The sequence below is a fragment of the Demequina sp. genome, assembly GCA_024707205.1.
Lineage (GTDB): Bacteria > Actinomycetota > Actinomycetes > Actinomycetales > Demequinaceae > Demequina.
Window position 1 is genome coordinate 1,204,063 of record JANQAD010000001.1, and the last position, 22,429, is coordinate 1,226,491.

The window sequence follows — 22,429 nt, forward strand, 5'->3', positions numbered from 1 at the left end:
GCCGTTTGTGCCTCCGCTCCCAGCCCATTCACAGAATGCTCCGGTGTCATGGACCTATCGACGGCTCACCCGGAGTCGCACTGAAGAAGCAGGAAGCCATGTCCGTCTACGCATTCATCGCCGCAGACCTGATCGCGATCGCGGTGCTCGTCTTTGGCCTGTACTTCCCCCGCCATCGTCGCCGCGACATGATCGTCGCGTTCCTGTCCGTCAACGTCGGCGTCATGGGCGTCACCTACGCGATGACGAACGCGGACATCTCGCTGGGCTTCGGCCTTGGCATCTTCGCCGTCCTGTCGATCATTCGCCTGCGCTCCACCGAGTTGGATCAGGCGGAGATCGCCTACTACTTCACGGCCATCGCGCTGGGCCTCCTCGGCGGCTTCCCCGCGATGTCCCCCACGATCTCCTTCACACTCATGGCCGTCCTGCTCGGGGTCATCGCGATAGGGGACAGCCCGCGCCTCTTGGGACGCGCGAGGCAGCAGACCGTCAACCTCGACCAGGCGGTCCCGTCCGAAGAGGACGCGAAGGCCCTCGTCGAGGTGCTCCTGCACGCGCAGGTCACGCGCCTCACCATCCGCAAGGTGGACTTCGTCAACGACACGACGCTCTGCGACGTCCGCTTCACGCTGCTCGACAAGCCGGCCACCGTGCAGGGCCCCAGCGATCTCGAGATGATCGAGGTGACGCGATGAGCGCCTTGTGGCGATCCCAGTTGGGCGACTGGCGGGGCATCACGCTCGATCAGCTCGACGAGTCCCAAGAACTCCAGACGCGCACGGACCGCAAGTACATCGTGGACGCGCTGAGCCTCGCGACCGCGCTCTCGACCCTCACGCCGGGAGCCGTGCTCGAGATCGGCGGCGCCCGGGAACAGTCCTACGCCTCGACCTACTTCGACACCCCTGACCTCGCGAGCTACCGCGCGGCCGCCCATCGCCGGCCACGCCGGTTCAAGGTCCGCACCCGCAGCTACCTCGACAGCGACCAGCACGCGGTGGAGCTCAAGCTCCGCTCCGCGCGCGGCACTACGGTCAAGCACCGTGAGTGGCTGGCTCAGGCGGTCACGGACACCCTTGGTGAGGATGCCCGACGCTTCCTCGCCGAGTTTCCCGACGTCGCCGGCACGGTGGACGAGTTGGCTCCCGCCCTCACGACCACCTACCGGCGCACCACCCTTGTGACTCCGAGCGGTCGCGTGACCATCGACGCCGATGTCGAGGCTTGCATCGGGGATGCGCGCGTCTCGTTTGCACCCCAGTTCATCGTCGAGACCAAGTGCGAGCACCACGCGGGCGAGATGGACCGGGCGCTGTGGGCGCTCGGCGTGCGGCCATCGCGAGTGAGCAAGTACTGCACGTCGCTCGCCGCTCTCAACCCCGATCTTCCCTCCAACAGGTGGGCGCGCACCCTGCGCCGTCACCTCGACTCCCCAATCGAGGCCGCTCTCGCGGCCTGACCGAAAGGACCCCGATCATGAGCTCGAACCGCAAGCCCACGGCCGTCTTCTTCGCCGGGCTCACCCTCGGCGCGCTAGCGCTCGCGGGTTGCACGCCCTCCACGGCGACCACCGCGGCCGGTGACGCGGCAACTCAAGCCCAGGCGGCGTCGGACGGCACGAGTGGCTACGCCGCGCTGACCTACGACGACCTCGGAATCGACGAGGCCGCCGCCGTTGACGACTCGTCCGCGGTGGACATGCAGCTGACCGGCTCGGTGACGATCACCGAGGCGGGGACCTACCGCCTGAGCGGCACGATCGCGTCCGGAGCGGTGACGGTTGACGTCGCCGACGGTGAGGTCACGCTGATCCTCGACGGCGTGAACATCACCTCTGACGAGACGGCGGCGATCAACGTCGTGAGCGCGGACTCGGTCGTGATCTCGCTTGCCGCGGGTTCCACGAACACGCTGAGCGATGCGGCCACGACCGCCGCCTCGACAGACGAGGACGCCCCCACGGCGGTGCTGTATTCGAAGGCCGACCTCTACATAGAGGGCCCCGGGTCACTGACGGTTTCCGCGTCGATCAACGACGGCATCACATCCAAGGACTCGCTCATCATTGAGGGCGGGACCATCTCGGTGGATGCCGCGGACGACGGCGTGAACGGCAAGGACCACATCGTGGTGCTCGACGGCACGCTCACCATCAACGCGGGCGGCGACGGCATCAAGTCCGGCAACGAGGACGTGCTCACGGACGCCACCTCCACGAAGGGCGTGGCGTGGTTCTCCGGCGGTACCGTCTCGATCACGGCCGGCGACGAGGGCGTGCAGGCCGAGCGGCAGGTGACCGTCGACGGCGGATCCGTGACCATCGCGGCCGCCGACCACGGACTCGACTCCGAGGGTGTGGTGTCCGTCGACGACGGGGTGGTGGACGTGACTCAGTCCTACGAGGCGATCCAAGGCGCCGTGGTGCTGCTGAGCGGAGGCACGGGCACGCTCGTGGCGAGCGACGACGGAGTCAACGTGGCCGGCGGCTATCTCGACGCCTCGGCCGCTACCACTGCCGAGGACGACGAGGGCGGGCAGATGCCCGGCGGCGACCAGGGCGGCCCCGCCGGTGACATGGGCGGCGGTCCTGGTGGCGGTTCTGGTGACCGTCCTGGTGGCGGCGACGGCGGCATGGGTGGCGACACGAGCGCAACCGATCCGTCCGAGCTCACGGTGAGTGGAGCGTCGGGCGGCGGTATGGGAGCGATGCCAGGAGAGAGCAACGACGGCTCGGGGCGCTACCTCGAGATCTCCGGCGGCACGTGGACCGTGGACGCTCAAGGCGACGGGCTGGACGCCAACGGCACCATCTCGGTGACCGGCGGCACGACCACGGTGTTCGGGCCGTCGTCGAACGGCAACGCGCCCGTGGATGCGGACTCGTACACGGTGACGGGCGGCACGCTGACCGCGGTGGGCTCGAGCGGAATGCTCGTGACGCCGGCGGACGGTTCGCAGGGCTCGGTGGTCGCCGTGTTCAGCGGTGGCGTTGCCGCTGGCTCCGAGGTGACGTTGACCGACGCTTCCGGCACCGTGGTCGCTTCCGTCACCACCGAACGGGTCTCGCAGGCGCTCATCTTCTCGTCGGCGGACATCACCGCCGGGGCCGCCTACACCGTGACTGTGGCGGGAACGGTCGTGGGAACCGTCACGGCGAGCTGAGGTCGCGCGCCGCGGCTGTGAACCGCGTGGCGGCCGAAACCGCGGAGTCATGCCTGGATTTCGCCTGGAATCCGGTTCGCAGCCGCGCCGGAACGCGCGTCACGCGGGGAGGATCGGCCGGTTCTCGTAGAAGGTCTGCAGCACCACCGTCGTGCGCGTGTTGACCTGGGCGGCGGCGCGGATGTCGCGGATGAGGGCCTCGAGGTGGCGCGGCGTCGCGACCCGCACGAACAGCATGTAGCTGGCCTGGCCCGCGATCGAGTGGCACGCCTCGATTTCCGTGAGGTGCTCGAGGAGCTCCGGGGCGTTGTCCGGCTGGGCAGGGTCCAGCGGAGTGATCTCCACGAACGCCGCGAGCGGCTTCCCAACCGCCTCGGCGTCCACGAGCGCCCTATAACCTGTTATGACTCCGCGCGTCTCGAGCCTCCGGAGCCGCGTCTGCACGGCGGATACGGACAGCCCGACGGCCGCGGAGAGGTCGGCGAGCGTCGCCCTGGCGTCATTCGACACCGCGCGGACGATGCCCGCGTCGATCTCGTCATCGAGGGTCGAGGTCGGCAAGTCGCTCATGGGCCGAGACTAGCAGGCGCCTCGTGCACAAACAGGAAAGTTTCCGGTGCATGTGGTGACGCGCCGGAACATCTCCCGTAGACTTGGGCTTCAGGTCACTGTCGACGATAGGAGGTCCCCATGTCCCCGCAGACCCACTCCATGCTCGAGTTTGAGGCCGTCACCGACGCCGGTGTCGCCGAGACCAGCGCCGCCTGGCTGGCCCTCAAGGCCGCGGCCACCGCGATTCAGAGTCTCCAGCTCCAGGATGGCTCCATCCCCGAGCGCAAGGACGAGGCCACGGGCCTCGTCGCCGAGATCACGGCGGCCATCCGCGCCCTCGCCCCAGCCTTCCCCCACGACGCCGAGTACCTCGCCGCGAGCGTTCGCGACTTCGAGCGCTGGGAGCGCGACGGCTTCCAGGTCCCCGACTTCCTCGACTCCCTTAAGGAGTTCCAGCCGCAACAGCACCGCGTAGACGGCATCCGCCACCTCGTGGTGTTCCCCATGTACACGCAGAACGGCTCCCGCGACCGGCACGTCGAGGCCGTGCTCGTCGAGGTCATCTGGCCCGAGTTCATCGGGCGCCTCGAGGCCGGCGACTACGGCAACAAGTTGTTCGTGTCGCTCCGCTTCGTCGACTTCACCCCGGGTTACGACACCAACTCTGCGGTGCTGTTCCCCGAGACCATCGCCATGCGCGAGATCCCAACGTTCACGTGGGGCGCGATCTTCGAGGACCGCGAGGCCGCGCGCTACCGCAGGGTGGTGCGCGCAGCGTCGGACATCACCAAACTGGACCTCCCCGAAGATGCCGCACGCATGCTCGACGATCAGCGGCTCACCGAGAAGACCTTCGTGATGTGGGACATGATCCACGACCGCACCCACATGCGCGGCGACCTCCCCTTCGACCCGTTCATGATCAAGCAGCGCATGCCGTACTTCCTGTACTCGCTCGAGGAGCTGCGCTGCGACCTCACCGCGTTCCGCGAATGCGTGGGCCTCGAGCAGCGCCTCACCGCTCGCCGCGACGCCGGCGAAGACCTGGACGCGGCCGAGACCGAGATGCTCGAGCACGCCAAGCTCGTCCAGTACGCGGTGATCTTCGACCGCATCTTCCGCTTCCCCATCACGGGCTCCCGCGTGCGCAACTACGACGGGCTCGGCGGCCAGCTGCTCTTTGCGTGGCTGCACCAGCGCGGGGTGCTGCACTGGACGGACACGGCGCTCGCCTTCGACTGGGAGCACGTCCCGGCCGCGGTCGTCGCGCTCAGCGACGAGATCAACGCGCTCTACTGGCGCTCGATCGACCGACCCAAGACCGCCCACTGGCTGGCCGCATATGACCTGGTACGCGCCACACTCGCGCCGAATCCTGCCTCGCAGTGGGCGCGCGGGCTCCCGGACGAGGTCCTCGCCGGCATCCCCAAGGGCTACACAGATGCGGTCCTCGACGACGAGTTCCCGCTGTCGATGTTCTTCGAGGCGCTCGACAAGAAGATGAAGCCGGTCATCGAGTCCACCGCGGGCATCACCGGCCGGGATTCGTGAGCGTCGCCGGCAGGCTGGTTGTCATAGCGGGTGCCACGAGCGCCACAGGCTCCGCAGCGGCGCGGGCGCTGATTGAGGGCGGTGCCCGCGTCGTTGCGGTTGGCAGGGACGCGGCAAAGTTGGGTCAGCTGCCCGACGCTGTGGTTACCGAGGTCTGCGACCTCACCGACGAGGCGGCCGTCTCTGCGTTCACGGACCACATCCACGAGGCGCACGGCAGGGTCGACGGAGTGCTCCACTTGGTGGGCGGCTGGCGCGGGGGTGGGGGACTCGCGGGGCAGAGCGACGAGGACTTCCGCTTCCTCGAAGGCTCGCTCACGGCGCTGCGTCACGTCAGCCGCGCGTTCTACGAAGACCTGGGCGCGTCGGAAGCGGGACGCCTCGCAGTCGTCTCCTCAACCGCGGTCCTGCGACCGCTCGCGGGCGGCGCCAACTACGCCGCGGTGAAGGCGGCCACCGAAGCGTGGGCGCGCGCGGTCGCCCAAGGGTTCTCCAAAGATGCCAGGGACGCCGCGCGAGAACTGACGGCAGCGTCGGTCATCTTTCGCGTGAACAGCCTCGCCGGGCACGAGGACGAACTGGCCGCGCGCTTAGTGGGTCTGTGGAGCGAACCGGCGGTGAATCTCAACGACACGGCCGTGGACCTAACAGAATGGACACCATGACCACGATTCACGACCCCAGCGTGCGCGGCTTCGCCTCGGACAACTACTCCGGCATCCACCCCGAGGTGCTCGCGGCGATCGCCGCCGCGAACGGCGGCCACCAGGTCGCGTATGGCGAAGACGAGTACACGGCGCGGCTCCAGGACGTCATGGCGCGCCACTTTGGCGATGGCGTGGAGGCATTCCCGGTGTTCAACGGCACGGGGGCGAACGTGATCGGGCTGCAGTCGATGCTTCCGCGCTGGGGCGCGGTGATCGCCGCGGGGACGGCGCACATCAACGTCGACGAGGGCGGCGCCCCCGAACGTGTGGCCGGGATCAAGCTGCTCACCGTGCCCACGGACGACGGCAAGCTCACCCCGGAGCTCATCGACAGGGAGGCCTGGGGCTGGGGCGACGAGCACCGCGCGCAGCCGCTCGTGGTCTCGATCACGCAGTCGACGGAGCTCGGCACGCTGTACTCGGTGGAGGAGGTCGCGACGATCGCGGCGCATGTTCACGAGCGGGGCATGCACCTGCACATGGACGGCGCCCGCGTCTCGAATGCGGCGGCGTCCCTGGGCGTGCCGCTGCAGGCGTTCACGCGCGACGCCGGCGTGGACGTGCTGAGCTTTGGCGGCACCAAGAACGGCGCGATGCTTGGGGAGGCCGTGGTGGTGCTCAACCCCGACGCCGCGGAGGGGCTGATCTTCCTGCGCAAGCTCAACATGCAGCTCGCGTCCAAGATGCGCTTCGTCTCCGCTCAGCTGCTCGCACTGCTGGAGGGCGACCTGTACCTGCGCAACGCTTCCCACTCCAACGCGATGGCGCAGCGCCTGCGTGCGGGCATCGAGGCCGGGCTCGCCGACGGCTCCATCCGCGGCGTCGCATTCACGCAGCCCACCCAGGCGAACGGCGTATTCGCCACGGTTCCCGACGGGGTCGCCGCCCGCCTGCGCGAGAGTTTCCGCTTCTACGACTGGGACGCCGCCAAGAACGAGGTGCGCTGGATGTGCAGCTTCGACACCTCGGAGGAGGACATCGACGCGTTTCTCGCGGCGATCGCGCGCGAGACCTCCCGCGGCTGATCCAGGCCCGACGCTGGCTTCAGTAGGCGGCGCCCCTCACGCGAGCGCTACATGGCCGGGCGCGAAGTAGATCACCCGCGAGTCGCGGCGCGGGCGGAAGGGCTGATCTGGTGCCCAGATGCGCAGCAGGCCCTGGTCGTCGATCGCGCCGATCGGAACGGCGCCCGCCTCGGCGAGCGCCCGCTCGAAGCTCTCTCGGGGGAAGTCCTTGCCCGCCTTGGTGACGTGAAAGCGCCAACCCTCGTCATAGCGTCGGGCCATCGAGGGGAAGTCGGCGAGGCCGTCGAAAGCGAAGGAGCCGCGGCTGCCAAAGCCAAGGCGACGGCCGCGATGCTCTGACTCCGCGTGGGTCGCGAGCTGGAACGTGCGGTGGTACTCGAACTCGCGGCCGAGCTCCCTGGCGACGAGCGCGTTGTAGTAGTCGTTGTCGGACGCGGCGAGGATGAAGGACAGTTGCGAGAGGTCCATGTCCTCCTCCGCGGCGTCGGACAGCACCTCGCCAAAGTACGTGGGGACGCCGTCCATGCGTGCGGGCTGCAGCTTCTCGTAGGCGCTGTCGGCGATGAGCGCCGCGACCTTGTTCTCGCGCAGCTTCGCCCCAAGACTCGCCGCCCAGGCAGAGCCGCCGACGACGAGCAGCCCGTTCTTGACTCCGGCGAGGAGGCCAAGGCGGCGCGCCCACGGCTTCAGGGTGAGGCTGTGGACCAGAACCGTCACGAGGATCACGAAGAAGACGGTGGGCAGCAGCATGCGGCCGTCCTCGAAGCCCGCGTCCACGAGCGCGGGGCCGAACACCCCGGCCGTTGCCGCGGCGACGATGCCGCGTGGGGCGATCCACGCCATCAGGAGGCGGTCCGAGCGCGCCATTCCCGAGCCGATGGTCACGAGCAGCACGGTCACGGGCCTCACCACGAACATGAGCACGAGCACGAAGACGAGCACCCGCCAGTCCAGCAGCCGGATGTCGTCCACCGAGAGCTCCGCGGGAATGATGATGAACAGCGCGGAGAGCAGCACCACCGTGAGGTTCTCCTTGAAGCTGAGGAGCGCCTCCTTGTCCGAGAGCGCGGCGTTGCCAACGACGATGCCCATGGCCGTGACGACGAGCAGCCCGGCCTCGTCCTGCACGGTGTTGGTGAGCGTGTAGGTGACGAGCACGAGGGCGAGCAGCGTTGGCGCCTTGAGGTGCGAGGGGATCCAGCCGCGCTGGAAGGTCTTCGCCGTGAGCCAGCCCACCCCGCCGCCGATCACGATCGCCATCGCGATCGCAAGCCCAAAGCCGCGCGCGATGTCGCCGTTCCCCGCATCGCTGAGCGACACGATCTGGAACATGATCGTCGCGAGCAGCACGCCGATGGGGTCGTTGACGATGCCCTCCCACCTGAGCAGCGATGCCGTGTCGCGCTTGAGGTTCGCCTGGCGCAGCATGGGAACGATGACGGTGGGGCCGGTCACCACGAGGATCGCGCCCAGCAGCAGCGATGTCTCGAGCGAGAACCCGCCGGCGTATCGCGCGGCTGCGGTGCCGAGCACGAAAGCGACGGGCGGCCCAAAGATCGTCAGCCTGCGAACGCCGGGTCCCACGCGGCGCAGCTCGGGGAGCTTGAGGCCCATCGCGCCCTCGAAGAGGATGACGGCGACGCCAAGGCCCACCACCTCGGAGACCACATCCGGCGCGACCGGGATGGTGATGATTCCCGTGACCGGGCCAAGGATCAGCCCCACGGCGATGAGCATCACGATCGCGGGGATTCGCAGCCGTGCGGCGAGCACTTGGCTCGCGATTCCGGCGGCGAGGATGACGACGAGGGCGGTGGCCAAGGTCATGGACTGAGCGTAGATGACCAGGGCCCCCGTTCCTGGCCCTACGCTACGGACGTGACCGACCTCAACCCGCCGAGTGGCCTGCGACTCGTGGCACTGGACATCGACGACACCCTGATCCCGTGGCGGGGCGGCTTGGCCACGGAGACCATCGCAGCGGTGCAAGCGGTGCGCGCCGCCGGCATCGAGGTGGTGCTCGCGAGCGGCCGCGGCATCACGGACGTTGCCCATCTCAGCCACGAGTTGGGCATCGACGAGTTCTGGGCGCTGTGCTCGAACGGCTCGGTGACGGCGCGCGTGACCCGCGGCGATTTCGAGATCGTCAAGCGCGTCACCTTTGATCCGCGCGGCATCGTCGCCGCGCTGCGCGAGCTGGATCCCACCGCGCCCGTCGCCATCGAGAGCTCGGGGATCGGCTTCCTCGTGGACGGCGACCCGTTCGACGGCCAGGCGCCCCACGTGGCCGGTCCGCTGGGGCCGATGCCGGAACAGGTGACGTTCCTCTCGATCGCCTCGGCCGCACTCTCGGAGGCGCAGCTGTTCGAGACCACGCTCGCGGCACCCGTGCGCGCCGTTCCCTATCCCCACGACGGCTGGGTGACGATAGACATCGTCGCCGTCGACGCGGGCAAGGGAGCCGCGCTCGCGGCGCTCGCGCTGGAGCACGGCTTTGAGCCCCAGCACTGCGCGGCCGTTGGCGACTACCTCAACGACATTCCGATGCTCGAGTGGGCGGGCTGGGCGGTGGCCATGGGCCAGGCTCCCGCCGAAGTCCGGGCGGTGGCCGACGCCGTGGTCGCCCCCGTGACGGAGCACGGCGCCGCGCAGGCTCTCCTCGCCATCGTCGCGAACCCGGCGTAGCGTCGGACCGCATGGGAGCAAAGGCGACATATACGACAACGATTCAGGGCATCGGCAACAACGCGGGAATCCCCGTGCCGCCCGAGGTGCTGGAGAGCCTTGGCGCGGGCAAGCGCCCCGGGGTGGACATCGACGTCAACGGCTACCGGTACCAGAACACGGTGGGGAGCATGGGCGGTCACGCGCTGCTTCCCTTGAGCGCGGCGCACCGCAAGGCGTCGGGTCTCGGCGCGGGCGATGAGGTGACGGTGACGCTCACGGTGGCCGACGCTCCGCGCGCCGTTGACGTGCTCCCCGACTTTGGCGCCGCGATGGACGGCGCGGACGTGCGCAGCTTCTTCGACGGCCTCTCGAACTCGCTGCAGCGCATGCACGTGGACCTGGTGAACGGCGCGAAGACACCTGAGACGCGCCAGCGGCGCATCGAGAAGGCGGTTGGGCTCTTCGCGGAGGGCAAGCAGCGCTAGGCGCGCGCCCCGGTGCCCGACGCTGGGGTGAGCAGGCCCGCGAACGTGCGGGCCGCGGGGGCCGGCTGGGGCGGAAGGGCGAGGAAGACGTCGCGGTGCGAGCGCGGCTTGGTGCGCACGGTCACGGTGCCGCTGACATGGGGGCTTGCGTCGATCGCCATTCGGGGCAGGATCGCCACGCCGAGGTGCTCCGCGACGAGCTTGAGCACCGTCACGTAGTCCTCGGTGAGGAAGGCGATCTCCGGGGTGAAGCCCGCGTCGGACGCGAGGGCGACGAGGTGGTTGCGGCAGCGCGCGCAGCCGCTGATCCAGCGCTCGCCCGCGAGATCCGCGAAGGAGACGGCCTTGCCGCGAGCGAGCGGATGGTTCTCCGGCAGCACCAGCAGATACTCGTCGCGCGCGAGGGCGCTGACCGGCTGGTCCAGCGGCACGGGGGTGGCGTCATCGGCGAAGCCGATGACGAGATCGGCCTCGCCCGCATTGAGCAGCGCCAGGGAGTCGTCGGTCTCGGCCTCGATGAGGCCCACCTCGATGCCGGGGTAGTCGCGCGCGAACTGGGCGAGCGGGGCGGCCAGCTGCGCCGCGCAGAACGACTGGAACGACGCGATGCGGAGGCGGCCAACCTGGAGGTCCGCGTGGTGGTGGAGGGTGCGCTCCGCGGACTCGAGGCTCGCGGCGATGACGTCCGCATGCTCAACGAGCGCCTCGCCGGCCGGGGTCAGCCGCGTGACGCGGCCCGCCCTCGCGGTGAGCGCCACACCCGCGCCGCGCTCGAGCGCGGCGAGGTGGTGGGCGACGGTGGGTTCGCTGAGCCGCAGCGAGCGCGCGGCGGCCGCCTTGGAGCCGCTGCGCGCCACCTCTCGCAGGATCATGAGCCGGTCGACGTCGATCACCAGACCATGATGACATCGAGGTGTCACATAAGAAAGTGCAATATTGTGCGTGTCCGCGAGTGACCGCACCATGGACGCATGGCCAGTCCCCTGCCTGCTGATGCGTTTCCGAGCGCCGCGTTCCACCTGAACACGGCCTCCGTCGGCATCCCCCCGCTCGCGAGCATTGCGGCCCTGCACCGCTACGCCGACGCGATGGCGAGCGGGATCTGCGACACCGCCACCTATGCCGCGCACGTGGAGCGCTGCCGCGCCGCCTTCGCATCGCTCGTTGGGGTGCGCTCGCGGGACGTCGCGATCGCCGGAACCGTCGCCCACGTGATGGGCATGGCCGCCGCTTCGCTTCCCGCCGGTTCCCACGTGCTGTGCGTGGCCGACGACTTCACCTCCGTGACCTATCCGTTCCTGAGCGATCCGCGGCTGGACGTGACCCTGGTTCCCTTCGAGGAGCTGCTGGACTCCGTCCGCCCTGGTATCGACCTCGTTGCGGTCTCCGCCGTGCGCTCGAACGACGGCCGTGTGCTCGATCTCGCCGGGCTCTCCGCCGCCGCGCAGGCCGTTGGCGCTCTCACCGTGGTGGACGCGACGCACGGCGTCGGCTGGCTTCCCGTGGACGCCGCCGCCTTCGACGTGGTGGTCTGCGCCGGCTACAAGTGGCTCCTCACCCCGCGCGGCATCACCTTCGCCGCAATCAACCCCAGCGCAACGTGGTTGCGCCCCGTCTACGCGAACTGGTCCGCCACGGACGACCCCTGGAACTCGCTGTACGGCCCCGAGCTGCGCCTCAGCGCGGACGCCCGTCGCTTCGACTCCTCGCCGCCGTGGCCGCTGCTGGAGGCCGCCGCGATCTCGCTCGAGACCGTGGCGAGCGCGCGGGGCCTTGGTGAGCACAGCGTCGGGCTGGCGAACGCCTTCCGCGCGGAGGTGGGCCTCGCGCCAAGCAACTCGGCGATCGTGTCGATCCCCGGCGACCCGGCGCCGCTGGCCGACGCTGGGGTTGCGGTAGCCGCGCGCGCCGGCCGGGTGCGCCTCTCGTTCTATGGCTACAACGACGAGGAGTCGGTGGCGCGTGCCGCGCGTGCGGTGCGGGCGCGAGTTCTCGCGCTCGCTAGCTGATCGTCAGCACCAGCTTTCCCGCCACGTGTCCCTCCTCGAGGACGCGGCACGCCTCGCGGACCTCGTCGAGCGCGTAGGCGCGCTGGATCACGGGGGTGAGGGAGCCGTCGGCCAGGTGGGCAGCGAGCCACGCGAGGTCCGCCGCGTTGATGTTGGCGAGCACCTTCTCGTGGCGTACGCCGAGGAGCTTCGCCGCGAGCATGCGCCCCAGGATGTCGCGGCCCGGGCCCAGGATCCGGCCGTTCGCGAGGCCGCCGAGCGTCACCACGCGACCGGAGTCGCTGAGCAGCGGCTTGAGCTGCCGCAGGCTGCGCGTGCTGACGGTGTCGATGATCACGTCGTAGGGGCCACTGGGGAGGTCGCTGCCGGCGTAGTCGAACGCCGCGTCCGCGCCGATCCCCCGCAGCATTTCAGCGTTCCGCGCGGAGGCGACTGCATCGACTCGGGCGGCGCCGAGGATGCGGGCGATCTGCACGACGAGGTGGCCAACCCCCTCCGGAGGCTCCCCAGACGAGCACGCGCTCGCCGGGCTCGAGCGCTGCGAAGTCGCGCAGCGCCTGCAGGGCCGTGAGACCGGCCATCGGCACGGCGGCGGCGGCTACCGCATCCACCTCCTCGGCGATTGCGGCGCACGTGGTGGTGGGGACGATCGCGAGCTCGGCGAACGCGCCCCGGCTGATCTCGGCGAGGACCCGGTCGCCGGGGACGTAGCCGGTGATGCCCGGGCCCACCGCGTCGACTACCCCGGCGAGGTCGGCGCCGAGGATCCGAGGCTCGCGCACGCGCCAGCCCTCACGGGTGCGCACGAGGTAGGGGAGGCCCTGGTACTGGTGCCAGTCGAAGGCGTTGAGGCTCGCGGCCGCGACGCGGACGCGCAACTCGTTGGGCCCGGGCTCTGGGACCGGCACATCGGTGACCCGGAGGCCGTCGGGACCCCCGTATTGCTCAAACGTGACCGCCTTCATGATTCCCTTCCAGTGGGCTTGCCTTGCCATTACTTACGGCGTAAGGTTTGGAGTGACCGTACACTTACGCTGTAAGTCCAGTCAAGCATTGGAGACAGAATGGCCCGCGGCACCCTCACCCGAGAGGCGATCCTCGACGCGGCCGTCGCGATCGCGGACGCCGACGGCCTCGAGGCGCTGTCCATGCGGCGCCTCGGCTCGGGCCTCGGGGTCGAGGCCATGAGCCTGTACAACCACGTGGCCAAGAAAGAGGACCTCCTGCGCGGGATCGTCGACCGCGTCTGGGACGAGCTGGACCTGGCGCTCGATGAACGCGACTGGCGCGCGGCGCTCCATCGTCTGTGCGGCTCGGCGCACCGCGCGATGCTCGCCCACCGGTGGTTCTTCCAACTCCCCGTCGCGTACGGCGGCCCCGCCCGCATGCGCGTCATCGACGCCACGCTCGCCCATCTCGACGCCGGCGGCGTGGCGCCGGAGCTCGCCTTCCACGCGCTCCACGTGCTCGACGGGCACGTATACGGCTACTCCTGGCAGGACATTGGCTTCGCCGACGTCCCCACCTCTGGAGACGAGGCTGCGCGGGCGCTCTCTGCACTCGACCTTGGCGGCCTCCCGCACCTCATGGCACACGCCCTGCAGCACCTTCAGGACGTGCCGCCGGGCGACGGCTTCACCGTTGGCCTCGACCTCATCCTCGACGGGCTCGCCCGCGACACCGAAAGGACCGTCATGTTCACCTCCCAGACCCTCACCACGCCCGATGGCCCCTTCACCATCATCGAGAGAGGCGGCGTTGTCGTCGGCTCCGGCTGGACCCCCTCGGTGACAGAAGTCGCCACCCGCTCCGGTATCCGGCCCGACGCCGTTGTCGCCGGATCCTGCGCCGCGGCCGACGCTGTGCTCGCGTACTACGAGGGCGACGCCGCCGCGGTGACGACCGTTCCGGTGGAGCCGCACGGCACCGAGTTCCGCGAGCGCGTGTGGGACGTGCTCCGCACGATTCCCGCAGGCGAGACGCGCACCTATGGCGAGGTGGCAGCGGCCCTGGGAACGCCGTCGGCCTCCCGCGCGGTTGGCGCCGCGTGCGGGGCAAATGTGGTCGCGCTGTTTGTGCCGTGCCACCGGGTGGTGGGGGCGTCCGGCACGCTCACGGGCTTCGCGTGGGGAGTCGAGACCAAGAAGGCGCTGCTGGGCCGCGAGGGTTCGCTCGCCCGTGTCTGAGTCCTATTCAACCGTCATGTGGGGAAACGCGAGCAACGCCGCCATCCCGGTGCCGCGCGAGGTGGTGACGGCGCTCGGGGGCGGTGGTAGGGCGCGGCTGCTGGTGAACGTGAACGGGTTCGAGTTCACTCGCGCGCTGGGAGCCAACGCGGGCGAGCCCGCGATCGGCTTCAGCCAGGCGCGGCGACGCGAATCCGGGATCGAACCGGGCGACGCCCTCGAGGTCACGCTGCGGCTCGCTTAGCGGGTGAGCGCGAGCTTCACTCCGAACGCCGTGATCACGGCACCAACCCCGGCGTCGATGCCGCGGGTCACCCGCGGCCGCTGAAGCCAGGGGCGGATACGGCCCGCGAACAGCGCGAGGGTGCCAAGCCAGATGACGCCGAGCACCGCGTGCACACCCGCGAGCGCTATGCCCCACGTGAGGTGCGGCGCGCTCGCCGGGATGAACTGGGGCAGCAGCGCCACGTAGAACGCGCCCACCTTGGGGTTGAGCAGATTGGTCAGGAACCCTTGCCACGCCCCGGCGAGGAAGGTATTGCCAGGTGTGGCAGCGTCGGGCAGCGCGACGTGACCCTTGGCGGCGGCGACTATCAGCCGCACCCCCATCCACACCATGTACGCGGCGCCCGCGAGCTTGAGGACAGTGAATGCGGTGGCGGACGCGGCGAGCACGGCGGCAACGCCGACTGCCGCGAGGACGCCCCACACGAGGGTGCCGGAGATGATGCCGATGATCGCGCCCCACGCCCTGCGCTGCCCGGCAACCGCCGCGGACCTGAGCACGAGCGCGGTGTCCAGACCAGGGGTGATGGTGAGCAGGGCGACGACGAGGCCGAACGCCCACAGCACGTGCACCGACGGGAACATGCGCCGATGCTACGGCGCACTGGCGTAGACTGGCCATCCACCACTTCTTAGTGGGGACCTCTCGTTGACACTGGCGTAGCCGCCGGAACGATCCTGGCGCCTCCTCTGAGCACTGACTCGAGGACGCCCAATGCACGCATATTCCCCGCCCGTACCCGCGCTCGCGAAGCCCGGCCTGCGCCGGCGCGCGGCCGTCATCTACTGCGAGGGCAACTTCGGTCGCATCGACGGCAAGACGGCCAACGGGCTGGTGCGCTCGTCTGAGCGCTACCGCATTGTCGCCGTCATCGACAGCACCCGCGCGGGGTCCGACGCTGGGGTCGCCTTGGGCGGCGAGGCGATCGGGATTCCTGTGGTCGCGTCGCTCGACGAGGCGTTCGCGGCGGCCGGTCGCCATCCCGGTGGCATCGCGTCGGCGCCCGGCTCGCTCGAGGTGCTGCTGTTTGGGCTCGCGCCGCTCTCCGGCTTGATGTCCGCGGACGATCGCGACGTGGTGCTGGACGCGATCATGAGTGGGCTCGACATCGTCTCCGGGCTGCACGAGTTCCTCAACGACGACGCCGAGATGGTGGCCGCCGCGACCCTCTCCGGCACCGAGATGCTGGACGTGCGCCGCCCGCGAGCCACGAAGGACCTGAGGATGTTCGACGGCTCGATCGACGAGGTCGACTGCGTCCGCATCGCGGTGCTGGGCACCGATGGCGCGATCGGCAAGCGCACCACGTCCACTCTTCTCACCGCGGCGCTCAACGAGGCCGGTATTCACACCGTGATGGTCGGCACCGGGCAGACGGGGATGATGCAGGGCGCTGCCTATGCCGTCGCGCTCGACGCCATTCCCGCGCAGTTCGGGGTGGGCGAGCTTGAGGGCGCCGTTGTTGCTGCGTGGGAGGCCGAGCATCCGGCGGTGATCGTGATCGAGGGGCAGGGAGCTCTCAGCCACCCCGCGTACCTGAGCTCCACCGTGGTGCTGCGAGCCAGCCGCCCGCAGGGCGTGATCATGCAGCACGCACCCGCACGGCGTGTGCTGTCCGACTACCCATCGGTGCCGATGCCGACCGCAGCGTCCGAGTTGGCGCTCATCGAGACCTTCGGCAAGACCCGCGTCATCGGGATCACCATCAACCACGAGGACATGACGATGGCGGAGGTTGACGCCGAGGCCATCGTGACCGAGGCGCTGCTCGGAGTCCCGGTCGCGGACGCGCTCTGGCACGAACCCGCCGCACTCGTGGAGATGGTGACCGGAGCGTTCCCCGAACTGCTCGATCTCGTCCCCGCCGCGACCGCATGATCACACCCCGCATCGAGGTGGACCTCGCGGCCATCGAACAGAACGCGCGCACGCTGGTCTCGCGGCTGGCTCGGCGCGGGATTGCCGTGACCGGGGTGACCAAGGCCACGCTCGGGTCGCCGGACATCGCCAAGGCCATGATCCGTGGCGGCGTGAAGCGCCTGGGCGACTCCCGCGTGGAGAACCTTGAGGCGCTCCGGGAGGCGGGTGTGCGGGTGCCGCTCGTGCTGCTGCGCTCGCCCGCGCCCGAGTGGGCGGATCGCGCGGTGAGCAGCGCGGACTTTTCTCTAGTGAGCGACCTCGATGTCGTCACCGCCCTGTCGGTGGCCGCCGGGAAGCGGGCGCTCACGCACGGCATCGTGCTGATGGTGGAACTCGGCGATCTTCGTGAGGGCGTCATGGTTGCGGACGCGCTCGACGCCGCGCGCACCATCTCCCGTACGCGGCACCTTAAGCTCGCCGGGCTCGGCACCAACCTCGCGTGCCTGTCCGGAGTCATTCCGGGCGACGATCAGATGCAGCAGCTGGGGGCCGTCGCGGGGACCATGCGGTCGCTGTTCGGAACCTCAACGCCCCTGTTCAGCGGGGGAAACTCGGCGAACCTTGGCTGGGCACTTGGGCGCGGACGCGTTGGCGCGATCAACGATCTGAGGCTCGGGGAATCCATCCTCCTCGGGCTCGATCCGTTGACGCGCACGCCCATCCCTGGACTGCGGACGGACGCGTTCGCGGTGGTCGGGTCGGTCATCGAGTCGCTGTCGAAGCCCGCGGCGCCGTGGGGCCATCGTGCGCAGAGCGCGTTCGGCGCGGTCGCGGCGCCCACCGCGCGCGGCTCCATCATCCAGACCGTCGTCGCACTCGGCCGGCAGGACATCGATCCGGATGGCCTCACGCCGCCCCCGGGTTTCCGCGTGCTTGGAGCGAGCAGCGACCACCTCGTGCTCGAGACGCCGACGCGGTTGCCCGCAGGCACCGAGATTCGGTTTGGCGTGGACTACTCGGCGCTCATGCGTGCCATGACGTCGCCGTTTGTGGCAGAGCGCCTGATCCCCGTGGCCGTGACCGCGTAGGCTCGCGGCATGAGCGAATCGAACCTTCCCCAGATCACCCGCGATGCCGTTGGCGCACCCGTCCCCGACTTCGCCGGCGTGGAGCTGCCCAGCGACTTGCACGTCGAGGTGCTCGAGGCCGGCGACGGCGCTCCCGTCGCCGAGGGCCAGTCCATCACCGTGCACTACTCGGGGTGGCTGCCGGACGGCAGCACCTTCGACTCGTCGTGGGGTCGGGGCGAGCCGATTTCGTTCGTCATCGCGCGAGGTTCGCTCATCGCCGGGTGGGTCGAGGGCATCGTCGGCCAGCCCGTCGGCTCCAAGCTGCTGCTCGTGGTGCCCCCGGAGAAGGGCTACGGCGCGCGGGCGGTCGGCCCCATCCCGCCCAACTCGACGCTCGTGTTCGCGGTGGACGTCCTCGACGCGCGCTAATCCCATCAGCGGGTCTTGTGTCGCGCGGGTGGCGCCAATACGATGCGCACCATGCGGGGATCGGGGAGTCGCCTTGTCGGTGCGGTAGCACTAGTCGCGGCCGCGGCGATCACCCTGACCGGATGCAGCGCCAAAGGGGAACGCACACCGACTCCGAGCCCAAGCCCCAGCCACGCATCGTTGAGTCCTTCACCATCGGCTTCAGTCAGTCCTGACGAGGCGTTTGCAAAGATCGATCTGGGATTCCTGTTCTCGAACTTTGTGCTGTTCACCGGCGACGTCACCGGCGTCATGCCAGTGATCGCCGCCAAGGATGGCCTGCTGCTGGTCAACGACACCACTACGTCTCCCCAAATCGCGGACGGTGTCATCACGGTGTGGGGCGCCGACGTCGATCATGCGTGCCTCGAATACGGGAACTCAACAGTGACCGTGAGCCAGTCAGTGGGAGAACAGCAGCCAGTTTCAGGCCCGTGTGCGGGTGACTTTCACGCCGTTGGGCAACTAGAGAGCCCCAAGCACTCACTGCCGGGCACATATCGCGCCTATCAGGTCGCGCCAGCAGCCGGACCATGCTTCAGCGAGACCGACGCAATCTTCCCTGGCACAGGGAAGAGACCCGCCTGGAAGATCGTGGACTGCTCGCCGAAGAAGTGGACCTGGAAGATCGTGGCCGCGACGATCGCGACTCAAGCCGACTTCGACGCTGGCTTTGGGAAGGGATACCAGGAAGAGGTCTGTGGAAAGGCGTGGGACAAGGCGGAAACCTCGGGAGCGAGGAGCTTCTACATCACGTTCCCCACAGACTACGAGTGGGCCCACGGACAGCCGGGGGTCCTTTGTCTGGCCTCGTGGAAGAACGCCGAACTCAACTAGCGCGCTTGAGCGTCACCCCATCGTGACCGTGAGCACGGCGCCGTCGGCGAGCTCGGCCACCGCCACCAGCGCCCCACGCTTCGAGTCGCCCGCCAGATCCACCTCGCGCTTGCCGATCATCACAGACGCCACGCCCGTCGCCACCCCGAGCGGGTTGACCACGTTGATCGTCAGCGACATGCCGCGGAACTGACGCGTCACCTGGAAGCCGTCCCAGCCCTCCGGGAGGCACGGGTCAATGCGCAGCCCCGCGAGCTCCGGCCGGATCCCGAGGATGTGCTGCGTGACCCCGACGTAAGACCACGACGCCGTTCCCGTCAGCCACGGGTTGCGCGCCTGCCCAAACCGGGGGCTCTCTGGCCCGTGCGTGAATTGGCAGTACACGTACGGCTCCACCTGGTGGACTTCCGCGGAATCGTTGTAGCGCGCGGGCAGGTACGAGCGGTAGTAGTCATACGCGCGGTCTCCCCGGCCCAGGATGCCCTCGGCCACGATGGTCCACGAGTTCGCGTGGCAGAAGATGCCGCCGTTCTCCTTGTGACCGACGGGGAATACCAGGAGCGATAGCCCAACCCCCGGCACCTCTTTGGTGTGAGCGGGCGCGCACAGCGCCACTCCGTGCTCGGTAGAGAGCCGACGCTGCACCGAGTCCATCGCCCCGATCGCCCTGTCCTCTGGCACGGTTTGGGAGATGGCGGCCCACACGTTGGGCTCGAGGTAGATCTTTCCCTCGTCGAGCGCGTCCGAACCCAGCTTGGCCCCGGTGGCGGAGATGCCGCGGATGTACCAGTCGCCGTCCCACGCGCCTTCAAGAACCGGGGCCAGCGACTCAAGCACCCCCCGCGCCCACGCAGCATCGCCATCCCGCCCCGTGAGCTCGGCGAGTTCAGCCACCACGCGCGCGCCGTTCGCCATGAGGAACGTCGAGAACATCGACTCACCGGTGGTCCCGAACTGGATGCAGTCGTTCCAGTCCGCCTGCAGACCCTGAACCAGCCCATTCGCCCCGCGGTGGTCCAGCGAGAACTGGATGGCCTGCTTGAGGTGCTCGAACACGGTGGCCGAGCCGTGGTCGGCGTAGGGCAGGTCAAGGTCAAGGTACGAGACATCGCCGGTCTCGTACACGAAGTTCGCCACCGTGATCGGGAGCCACAGGGGGTCGTCGGAGCGGTACTTCTCGAGCGACGGCGTGGGCTCGTGCCCCGGGTTGTGGGTGAACGGCTTCACCAGGGGCAGCGCACCGCCCTCGGCCGTCTGCCCCGTGAGGATCATCGACAGCCGCTCGCGCACCGCCTCCGGAATCGCATGCGTCACGGCGAGCATGTCCTGCACCGTGTCGCGGTACCCGAGCCCGTCGCGATCGCCAGCCTCGATGAGGGATACCCCGCGGGACCAGTTGAACGTCATGTGCGTCTGGTACGCGTGCCACACGTTGATCATCGAGTTCATCTCGTGATCCGGCGTGGCCACCTGCAGCGGCGCCAGGAAGTCGCGCCACTCCTCGCGGATCGCGGCAAGCTCCTGGTCCACTCGCGAGGGCGTCCCAAACTCCGCAATGATCTCGCGGCCCGGGCGGTGGACCAGCCCGTCGCCGTCGGACCACGGCGCATCGGGCGAGCCCATGCCGAGCATGAAGATCACCTGCCGCGTCTCGCCGGGCGCGAGCGACAGGACAGAGTGCAGCGACGCGCACGAGTTATCGCCAACCGTCTGCGAACCGCTCAGCGTCCCCCGCTCCACGCCAAGAGGCGCGGCCTGCGTCCGGTACGGCCCAAGGAACAGGTCGCGGTCCGTGTCGAACGAGGCCACGTCCGCCCCGGCCTGCCCAAACCACAGCTCGGAGAAGGCGGTCCGCGTGGAGTTCTTCCGCGAGATCATCCCGTCCGCGTACTTCGCCACCACCACGTACTGGGAGTACTGGAGGTTCTCGAGGTCCTGGCGGTAATTCCACTCATTGGCGAGCTCGGCGTAACTGAAAAGCGAGACCTGCCGCGGCGTCGGGCCGTCATTGGTGACCTTCACCGACCAGTACTCGAATGCCTGGTCCTTGGGAATGAAGAAGGTGGCCTCCGAGCGGATGCCGCGATACTCGCTTTCGAAGATCGAGTAGCCAAGGCCATGGCGCACGGCTGACGCTTGGGTTTCGTCTCCCTCTCCGTCCCGCCCGCGCAGCGGCTTGCCGACGGGCTGCCAGCTTGCGCTCCAGAAGTCGCCGTCCGCGTCGTCGCGGAGGTAGATGAAGCGCCCTGGCTCGTCCTGGGGCACGCCGTTGAAGCGGAACCGCAGCACGCGCCCCGTGCCGCCGGACTTATAGAACGAGTACCCGCCCGCGCCCTGCGTGATGATGCCGCCGTAGAGGCGGGAGCCAAGGTAGTTGGACCACGACCGGGGCGTGTCTGGGCGGGTGATGACGTATTCGCGCGCTTCATCGTTGAAGTGGCCGTACTGCATGGGGCGTCCTCTCAGCTGAGAGCCACGAGCCTACCGACCCGCGACCGCGCTGCGAAACGTTTCGGAGGCGATGGCCCAGTTGAAGAGCGTCGACGCGGTCTCTCGCCCCGCCGCGGCGAGCGTCGCCGCCTCCTCCGGATGCTCAATCAGCCGTGAGATGACCTCGGCGACGGCCTCGACATCGGCGAATGGCACTACAACCCCTGCACCCGAGTGCTCCACAAAATCGACGGAGCTCGGGTTGGGCGTGGTGATGATGGGGACGCCGTGCGCGCCGTATTCCGCGAGTTTCGTGGGCAGCGAGTGCCGGTAGTTCGGCACGTCGTGGAGCAGCGACAGCCCGGCAATGGCCCCCTCGATGAGCGGCAGCGCCTCCCTGTTCGGCACGAACCCGCGCCAGTCCAGCTCGCCACGCTCCGTGGCGGAGGTGAGGCGCTCGGCCAGCCCAGCATCCGCGGGGCCCATCACCAGGAGCTCGGCGGTCCCCGCCAGGAGCGCGCCAAGAGCGAGCAGCTCCTCGCCGCCGCGTTGAGCGGTCACGCGACCCACGTACACAACCCGGTTGCCCGACGGCGGGGGCACCTGAGCGGGGATCGTCACCGCATTCGTGACGACCGGATGGGGGTCGCGGAAGTTCTTGAGGTACGACTCCTCGGCCACGATGAGTTCGAGGTGGCGCTCCGCCCACAGCAGGAGGCGGCGCAGGCCCCAGCGGATGGGCGCGGCCGCCCACCGCGGCAGCCACGCGCGCGAGTCGACGAGGGTGGGTACGTCCTCATGGACGTCCCACATGATGCGCGCGCCGCGCAGGCGTCGACGCTGCCCCATGACAGAGAGCAGCAGCTCTGGGTCATGAAGGAGGATCAGGTCCGCTTGCGCAGCGGCCTCGCGGAGCGTGGCGCGAGCGGCGCGAACGGCGCGAAGGCGGTGACGCCCTGCCGAGCGCGGCACGTCCAGGCCAGCCACACCGTCGGGCACTGGCCTGCCGTAAGCGCTGAAGGAGGCGACGAACGTGACCTCGTGGCCGTCCTCGAGAAGCGTCCCCAACTCGCGGACCGCGATGCGCGCGTCTTGAGGGTCGTGCACGACCGTCACGATCCACACTCGCAT

At 69.2% G+C, this 22,429-nt stretch carries 23 protein-coding genes; 15 read left to right on the plus strand and 8 right to left on the minus strand.

Annotated elements, in window-relative coordinates; genetic code table 11:
* Positions 1-98: 98 nt before the first annotated feature.
* Genes NVV57_06175 through NVV57_06185 form a run of 3 tightly spaced genes read left to right on the plus strand, consistent with a single transcriptional unit; the run spans position 99 to position 3,165 of the window.
* Positions 99-698 (plus strand): DUF4956 domain-containing protein, encoded by a 600-nt coding sequence (locus NVV57_06175; protein MCR6712294.1) that lies wholly within the window; start codon positions 99-101, stop codon positions 696-698.
* Entirely contained in the window at positions 695-1,462 is a 768-nt protein-coding gene (locus tag NVV57_06180) for a VTC domain-containing protein (GenBank protein MCR6712295.1), read from the plus strand. Before NVV57_06175 ends, NVV57_06180 begins: the two co-directional genes overlap by 4 nt.
* Before the next feature lie 17 nt (positions 1,463-1,479).
* A complete protein-coding gene (locus tag NVV57_06185; GenBank protein ID MCR6712296.1) occupies positions 1,480-3,165 on the plus strand; it encodes a carbohydrate-binding domain-containing protein in 1,686 nt (561 codons plus the stop codon).
* 99 nt (positions 3,166-3,264) lie between these two features.
* Here NVV57_06185 and NVV57_06190 read toward each other — a convergent pair whose 3' ends face one another.
* Entirely contained in the window at positions 3,265-3,735 is a 471-nt protein-coding gene (locus NVV57_06190; GenBank protein ID MCR6712297.1) for an Lrp/AsnC family transcriptional regulator, read from the minus strand.
* A 141-nt stretch (positions 3,736-3,876) separates the two neighbouring features.
* Between NVV57_06190 and NVV57_06195 the strand changes: the two genes are divergently transcribed.
* From NVV57_06195 to NVV57_06205, 3 genes are read left to right on the plus strand one after another with little or no spacing between them, the layout of a single operon-like run.
* Entirely contained in the window at positions 3,877-5,268 is a 1,392-nt protein-coding gene (locus NVV57_06195) for a DUF6421 family protein (protein ID MCR6712298.1), read from the plus strand.
* Positions 5,265-5,933 (plus strand): SDR family oxidoreductase, encoded by a 669-nt coding sequence (locus NVV57_06200; GenBank protein ID MCR6712299.1) that lies wholly within the window; start codon positions 5,265-5,267, stop codon positions 5,931-5,933. The genes NVV57_06195 and NVV57_06200 overlap by 4 nt, the downstream gene beginning before the upstream one ends.
* Positions 5,930-7,000, plus strand: a complete 1,071-nt coding sequence (locus tag NVV57_06205; GenBank protein MCR6712300.1) for a low specificity L-threonine aldolase — start codon at positions 5,930-5,932, stop codon at positions 6,998-7,000. Before NVV57_06200 ends, NVV57_06205 begins: the two co-directional genes overlap by 4 nt.
* 36 nt (positions 7,001-7,036) lie before the next feature.
* On the opposite strand, the gene NVV57_06210 is transcribed toward NVV57_06205, so the two are convergent.
* Positions 7,037-8,827, minus strand: a complete 1,791-nt coding sequence (locus NVV57_06210) for a sodium:proton antiporter (protein MCR6712301.1) — start codon at positions 8,825-8,827, stop codon at positions 7,037-7,039.
* A gap of 51 nt (positions 8,828-8,878) precedes the next feature.
* Between NVV57_06210 and NVV57_06215 the strand changes: the two genes are divergently transcribed.
* Both NVV57_06215 and NVV57_06220 read left to right on the plus strand, forming a co-directional pair.
* Complete coding sequence (locus NVV57_06215) at positions 8,879-9,685, plus strand: Cof-type HAD-IIB family hydrolase (GenBank protein MCR6712302.1); 807 nt, start codon at positions 8,879-8,881, stop codon at positions 9,683-9,685.
* 11 nt (positions 9,686-9,696) lie between these two features.
* Positions 9,697-10,152: a YdeI/OmpD-associated family protein gene (locus NVV57_06220; protein MCR6712303.1), complete on the plus strand. Its 456-nt coding sequence runs from the start codon at positions 9,697-9,699 to the stop codon at positions 10,150-10,152.
* On the opposite strand, the gene NVV57_06225 is transcribed toward NVV57_06220, so the two are convergent.
* The gene (locus tag NVV57_06225) at positions 10,149-11,045 is read right to left on the minus strand and encodes a LysR family transcriptional regulator (GenBank protein ID MCR6712304.1); all 897 of its coding nucleotides are present in this window, start codon (positions 11,043-11,045) and stop codon (positions 10,149-10,151) included. The two genes, NVV57_06220 and NVV57_06225, sit on opposite strands and share 4 nt — an antisense overlap.
* Positions 11,046-11,123: 78 nt before the next feature.
* On the opposite strand from NVV57_06225, the gene NVV57_06230 reads away from it, so the two are divergent.
* A complete protein-coding gene (locus NVV57_06230; GenBank protein ID MCR6712305.1) occupies positions 11,124-12,161 on the plus strand; it encodes an aminotransferase class V-fold PLP-dependent enzyme in 1,038 nt (345 codons plus the stop codon).
* Here the strand turns inward: NVV57_06230 and NVV57_06235 are convergent.
* Both NVV57_06235 and NVV57_06240 read right to left on the minus strand, forming a co-directional pair.
* Positions 12,154-12,636, minus strand: coding sequence for a zinc-binding dehydrogenase (locus tag NVV57_06235; GenBank protein MCR6712306.1), 483 nt, complete (start codon positions 12,634-12,636; stop codon positions 12,154-12,156). The genes NVV57_06230 and NVV57_06235 overlap by 8 nt on opposite strands.
* Positions 12,572-13,156, minus strand: a complete 585-nt coding sequence (locus NVV57_06240) for an alcohol dehydrogenase catalytic domain-containing protein (GenBank protein ID MCR6712307.1) — start codon at positions 13,154-13,156, stop codon at positions 12,572-12,574. The genes NVV57_06235 and NVV57_06240 overlap by 65 nt, the downstream gene beginning before the upstream one ends.
* Positions 13,157-13,225: 69 nt before the next feature.
* Between NVV57_06240 and NVV57_06245 the strand changes: the two genes are divergently transcribed.
* Positions 13,226-14,347 carry a methylated-DNA--[protein]-cysteine S-methyltransferase gene (locus NVV57_06245; GenBank protein ID MCR6712308.1) on the plus strand — a complete coding sequence of 374 codons (1,122 nt, stop codon included), beginning with the start codon at positions 13,226-13,228 and terminating at the stop codon, positions 14,345-14,347.
* Complete coding sequence (locus NVV57_06250; protein MCR6712309.1) at positions 14,340-14,591, plus strand: DUF1905 domain-containing protein; 252 nt, start codon at positions 14,340-14,342, stop codon at positions 14,589-14,591. The genes NVV57_06245 and NVV57_06250 overlap by 8 nt, the downstream gene beginning before the upstream one ends.
* Here the strand turns inward: NVV57_06250 and NVV57_06255 are convergent.
* On the minus strand, positions 14,588-15,217 hold the full coding sequence (locus NVV57_06255; GenBank protein MCR6712310.1) for a LysE family translocator: 630 nt from the start codon (positions 15,215-15,217) through the stop codon (positions 14,588-14,590). The two genes, NVV57_06250 and NVV57_06255, sit on opposite strands and share 4 nt — an antisense overlap.
* Before the next feature lie 130 nt (positions 15,218-15,347).
* Here NVV57_06255 and NVV57_06260 point away from each other — a divergent pair, with 130 nt between their 5' ends.
* The 4 genes from NVV57_06260 (at position 15,348) to NVV57_06275 (ending at position 18,868) form a co-directional block, all read left to right on the plus strand.
* Positions 15,348-16,511 carry a DUF1611 domain-containing protein gene (locus tag NVV57_06260; protein MCR6712311.1) on the plus strand — a complete coding sequence of 388 codons (1,164 nt, stop codon included), beginning with the start codon at positions 15,348-15,350 and terminating at the stop codon, positions 16,509-16,511.
* On the plus strand, positions 16,508-17,581 hold the full coding sequence (locus NVV57_06265; protein MCR6712312.1) for an alanine/ornithine racemase family PLP-dependent enzyme: 1,074 nt from the start codon (positions 16,508-16,510) through the stop codon (positions 17,579-17,581). The genes NVV57_06260 and NVV57_06265 overlap by 4 nt, the downstream gene beginning before the upstream one ends.
* A 9-nt stretch (positions 17,582-17,590) precedes the next feature.
* Complete coding sequence (locus NVV57_06270) at positions 17,591-17,992, plus strand: FKBP-type peptidyl-prolyl cis-trans isomerase (protein ID MCR6712313.1); 402 nt, start codon at positions 17,591-17,593, stop codon at positions 17,990-17,992.
* A gap of 180 nt (positions 17,993-18,172) precedes the next feature.
* Positions 18,173-18,868, plus strand: a complete 696-nt coding sequence (locus NVV57_06275) for a hypothetical protein (protein ID MCR6712314.1) — start codon at positions 18,173-18,175, stop codon at positions 18,866-18,868.
* 12 nt (positions 18,869-18,880) lie between these two features.
* Here the strand turns inward: NVV57_06275 and NVV57_06280 are convergent, their stop codons facing one another.
* Together NVV57_06280 and NVV57_06285 are read right to left on the minus strand one after the other, a co-directional pair.
* Positions 18,881-21,319, minus strand: coding sequence for a N,N'-diacetylchitobiose phosphorylase (locus NVV57_06280; GenBank protein MCR6712315.1), 2,439 nt, complete (start codon positions 21,317-21,319; stop codon positions 18,881-18,883).
* Positions 21,320-21,349: 30 nt separating this feature from the next.
* Positions 21,350-22,429: a glycosyltransferase family 4 protein gene (locus tag NVV57_06285; GenBank protein ID MCR6712316.1), complete on the minus strand. Its 1,080-nt coding sequence runs from the start codon at positions 22,427-22,429 to the stop codon at positions 21,350-21,352.

Bases quoted from the DNA above. Each gene is read 5' to 3' on its own strand.
- NVV57_06185 (MCR6712296.1), top strand. From the start codon at position 1,480: ATGAGCTCGAACCGCAAGCCCACGGCCGTCTTCTTCGCCGGGCTCACC.
- NVV57_06180 (MCR6712295.1), top strand. From the start codon at position 695: ATGAGCGCCTTGTGGCGATCCCAGTTGGGCGACTGGCGGGGCATCACG.
- NVV57_06190 (MCR6712297.1), bottom strand. From the start codon at position 3,735: ATGAGCGACTTGCCGACCTCGACCCTCGATGACGAGATCGACGCGGGC.
- NVV57_06230 (MCR6712305.1), top strand. From the start codon at position 11,124: ATGGCCAGTCCCCTGCCTGCTGATGCGTTTCCGAGCGCCGCGTTCCAC.
- NVV57_06255 (MCR6712310.1), bottom strand. From the start codon at position 15,217: ATGTTCCCGTCGGTGCACGTGCTGTGGGCGTTCGGCCTCGTCGTCGCC.
- NVV57_06270 (MCR6712313.1), top strand. From the start codon at position 17,591: ATGAGCGAATCGAACCTTCCCCAGATCACCCGCGATGCCGTTGGCGCA.
- NVV57_06265 (MCR6712312.1), top strand. From the start codon at position 16,508: ATGATCACACCCCGCATCGAGGTGGACCTCGCGGCCATCGAACAGAAC.
- NVV57_06220 (MCR6712303.1), top strand. From the start codon at position 9,697: ATGGGAGCAAAGGCGACATATACGACAACGATTCAGGGCATCGGCAAC.
- NVV57_06205 (MCR6712300.1), top strand. From the start codon at position 5,930: ATGACCACGATTCACGACCCCAGCGTGCGCGGCTTCGCCTCGGACAAC.
- NVV57_06285 (MCR6712316.1), bottom strand. From the start codon at position 22,429: ATGCGAGTGTGGATCGTGACGGTCGTGCACGACCCTCAAGACGCGCGC.
- NVV57_06175 (MCR6712294.1), top strand. From the start codon at position 99: ATGTCCGTCTACGCATTCATCGCCGCAGACCTGATCGCGATCGCGGTG.
- NVV57_06280 (MCR6712315.1), bottom strand. From the start codon at position 21,319: ATGCAGTACGGCCACTTCAACGATGAAGCGCGCGAATACGTCATCACC.
- NVV57_06240 (MCR6712307.1), bottom strand. From the start codon at position 13,156: ATGGCAAGGCAAGCCCACTGGAAGGGAATCATGAAGGCGGTCACGTTT.
- NVV57_06210 (MCR6712301.1), bottom strand. From the start codon at position 8,827: ATGACCTTGGCCACCGCCCTCGTCGTCATCCTCGCCGCCGGAATCGCG.
- NVV57_06245 (MCR6712308.1), top strand. From the start codon at position 13,226: ATGGCCCGCGGCACCCTCACCCGAGAGGCGATCCTCGACGCGGCCGTC.
- NVV57_06260 (MCR6712311.1), top strand. From the start codon at position 15,348: ATGCACGCATATTCCCCGCCCGTACCCGCGCTCGCGAAGCCCGGCCTG.
- NVV57_06195 (MCR6712298.1), top strand. From the start codon at position 3,877: ATGCTCGAGTTTGAGGCCGTCACCGACGCCGGTGTCGCCGAGACCAGC.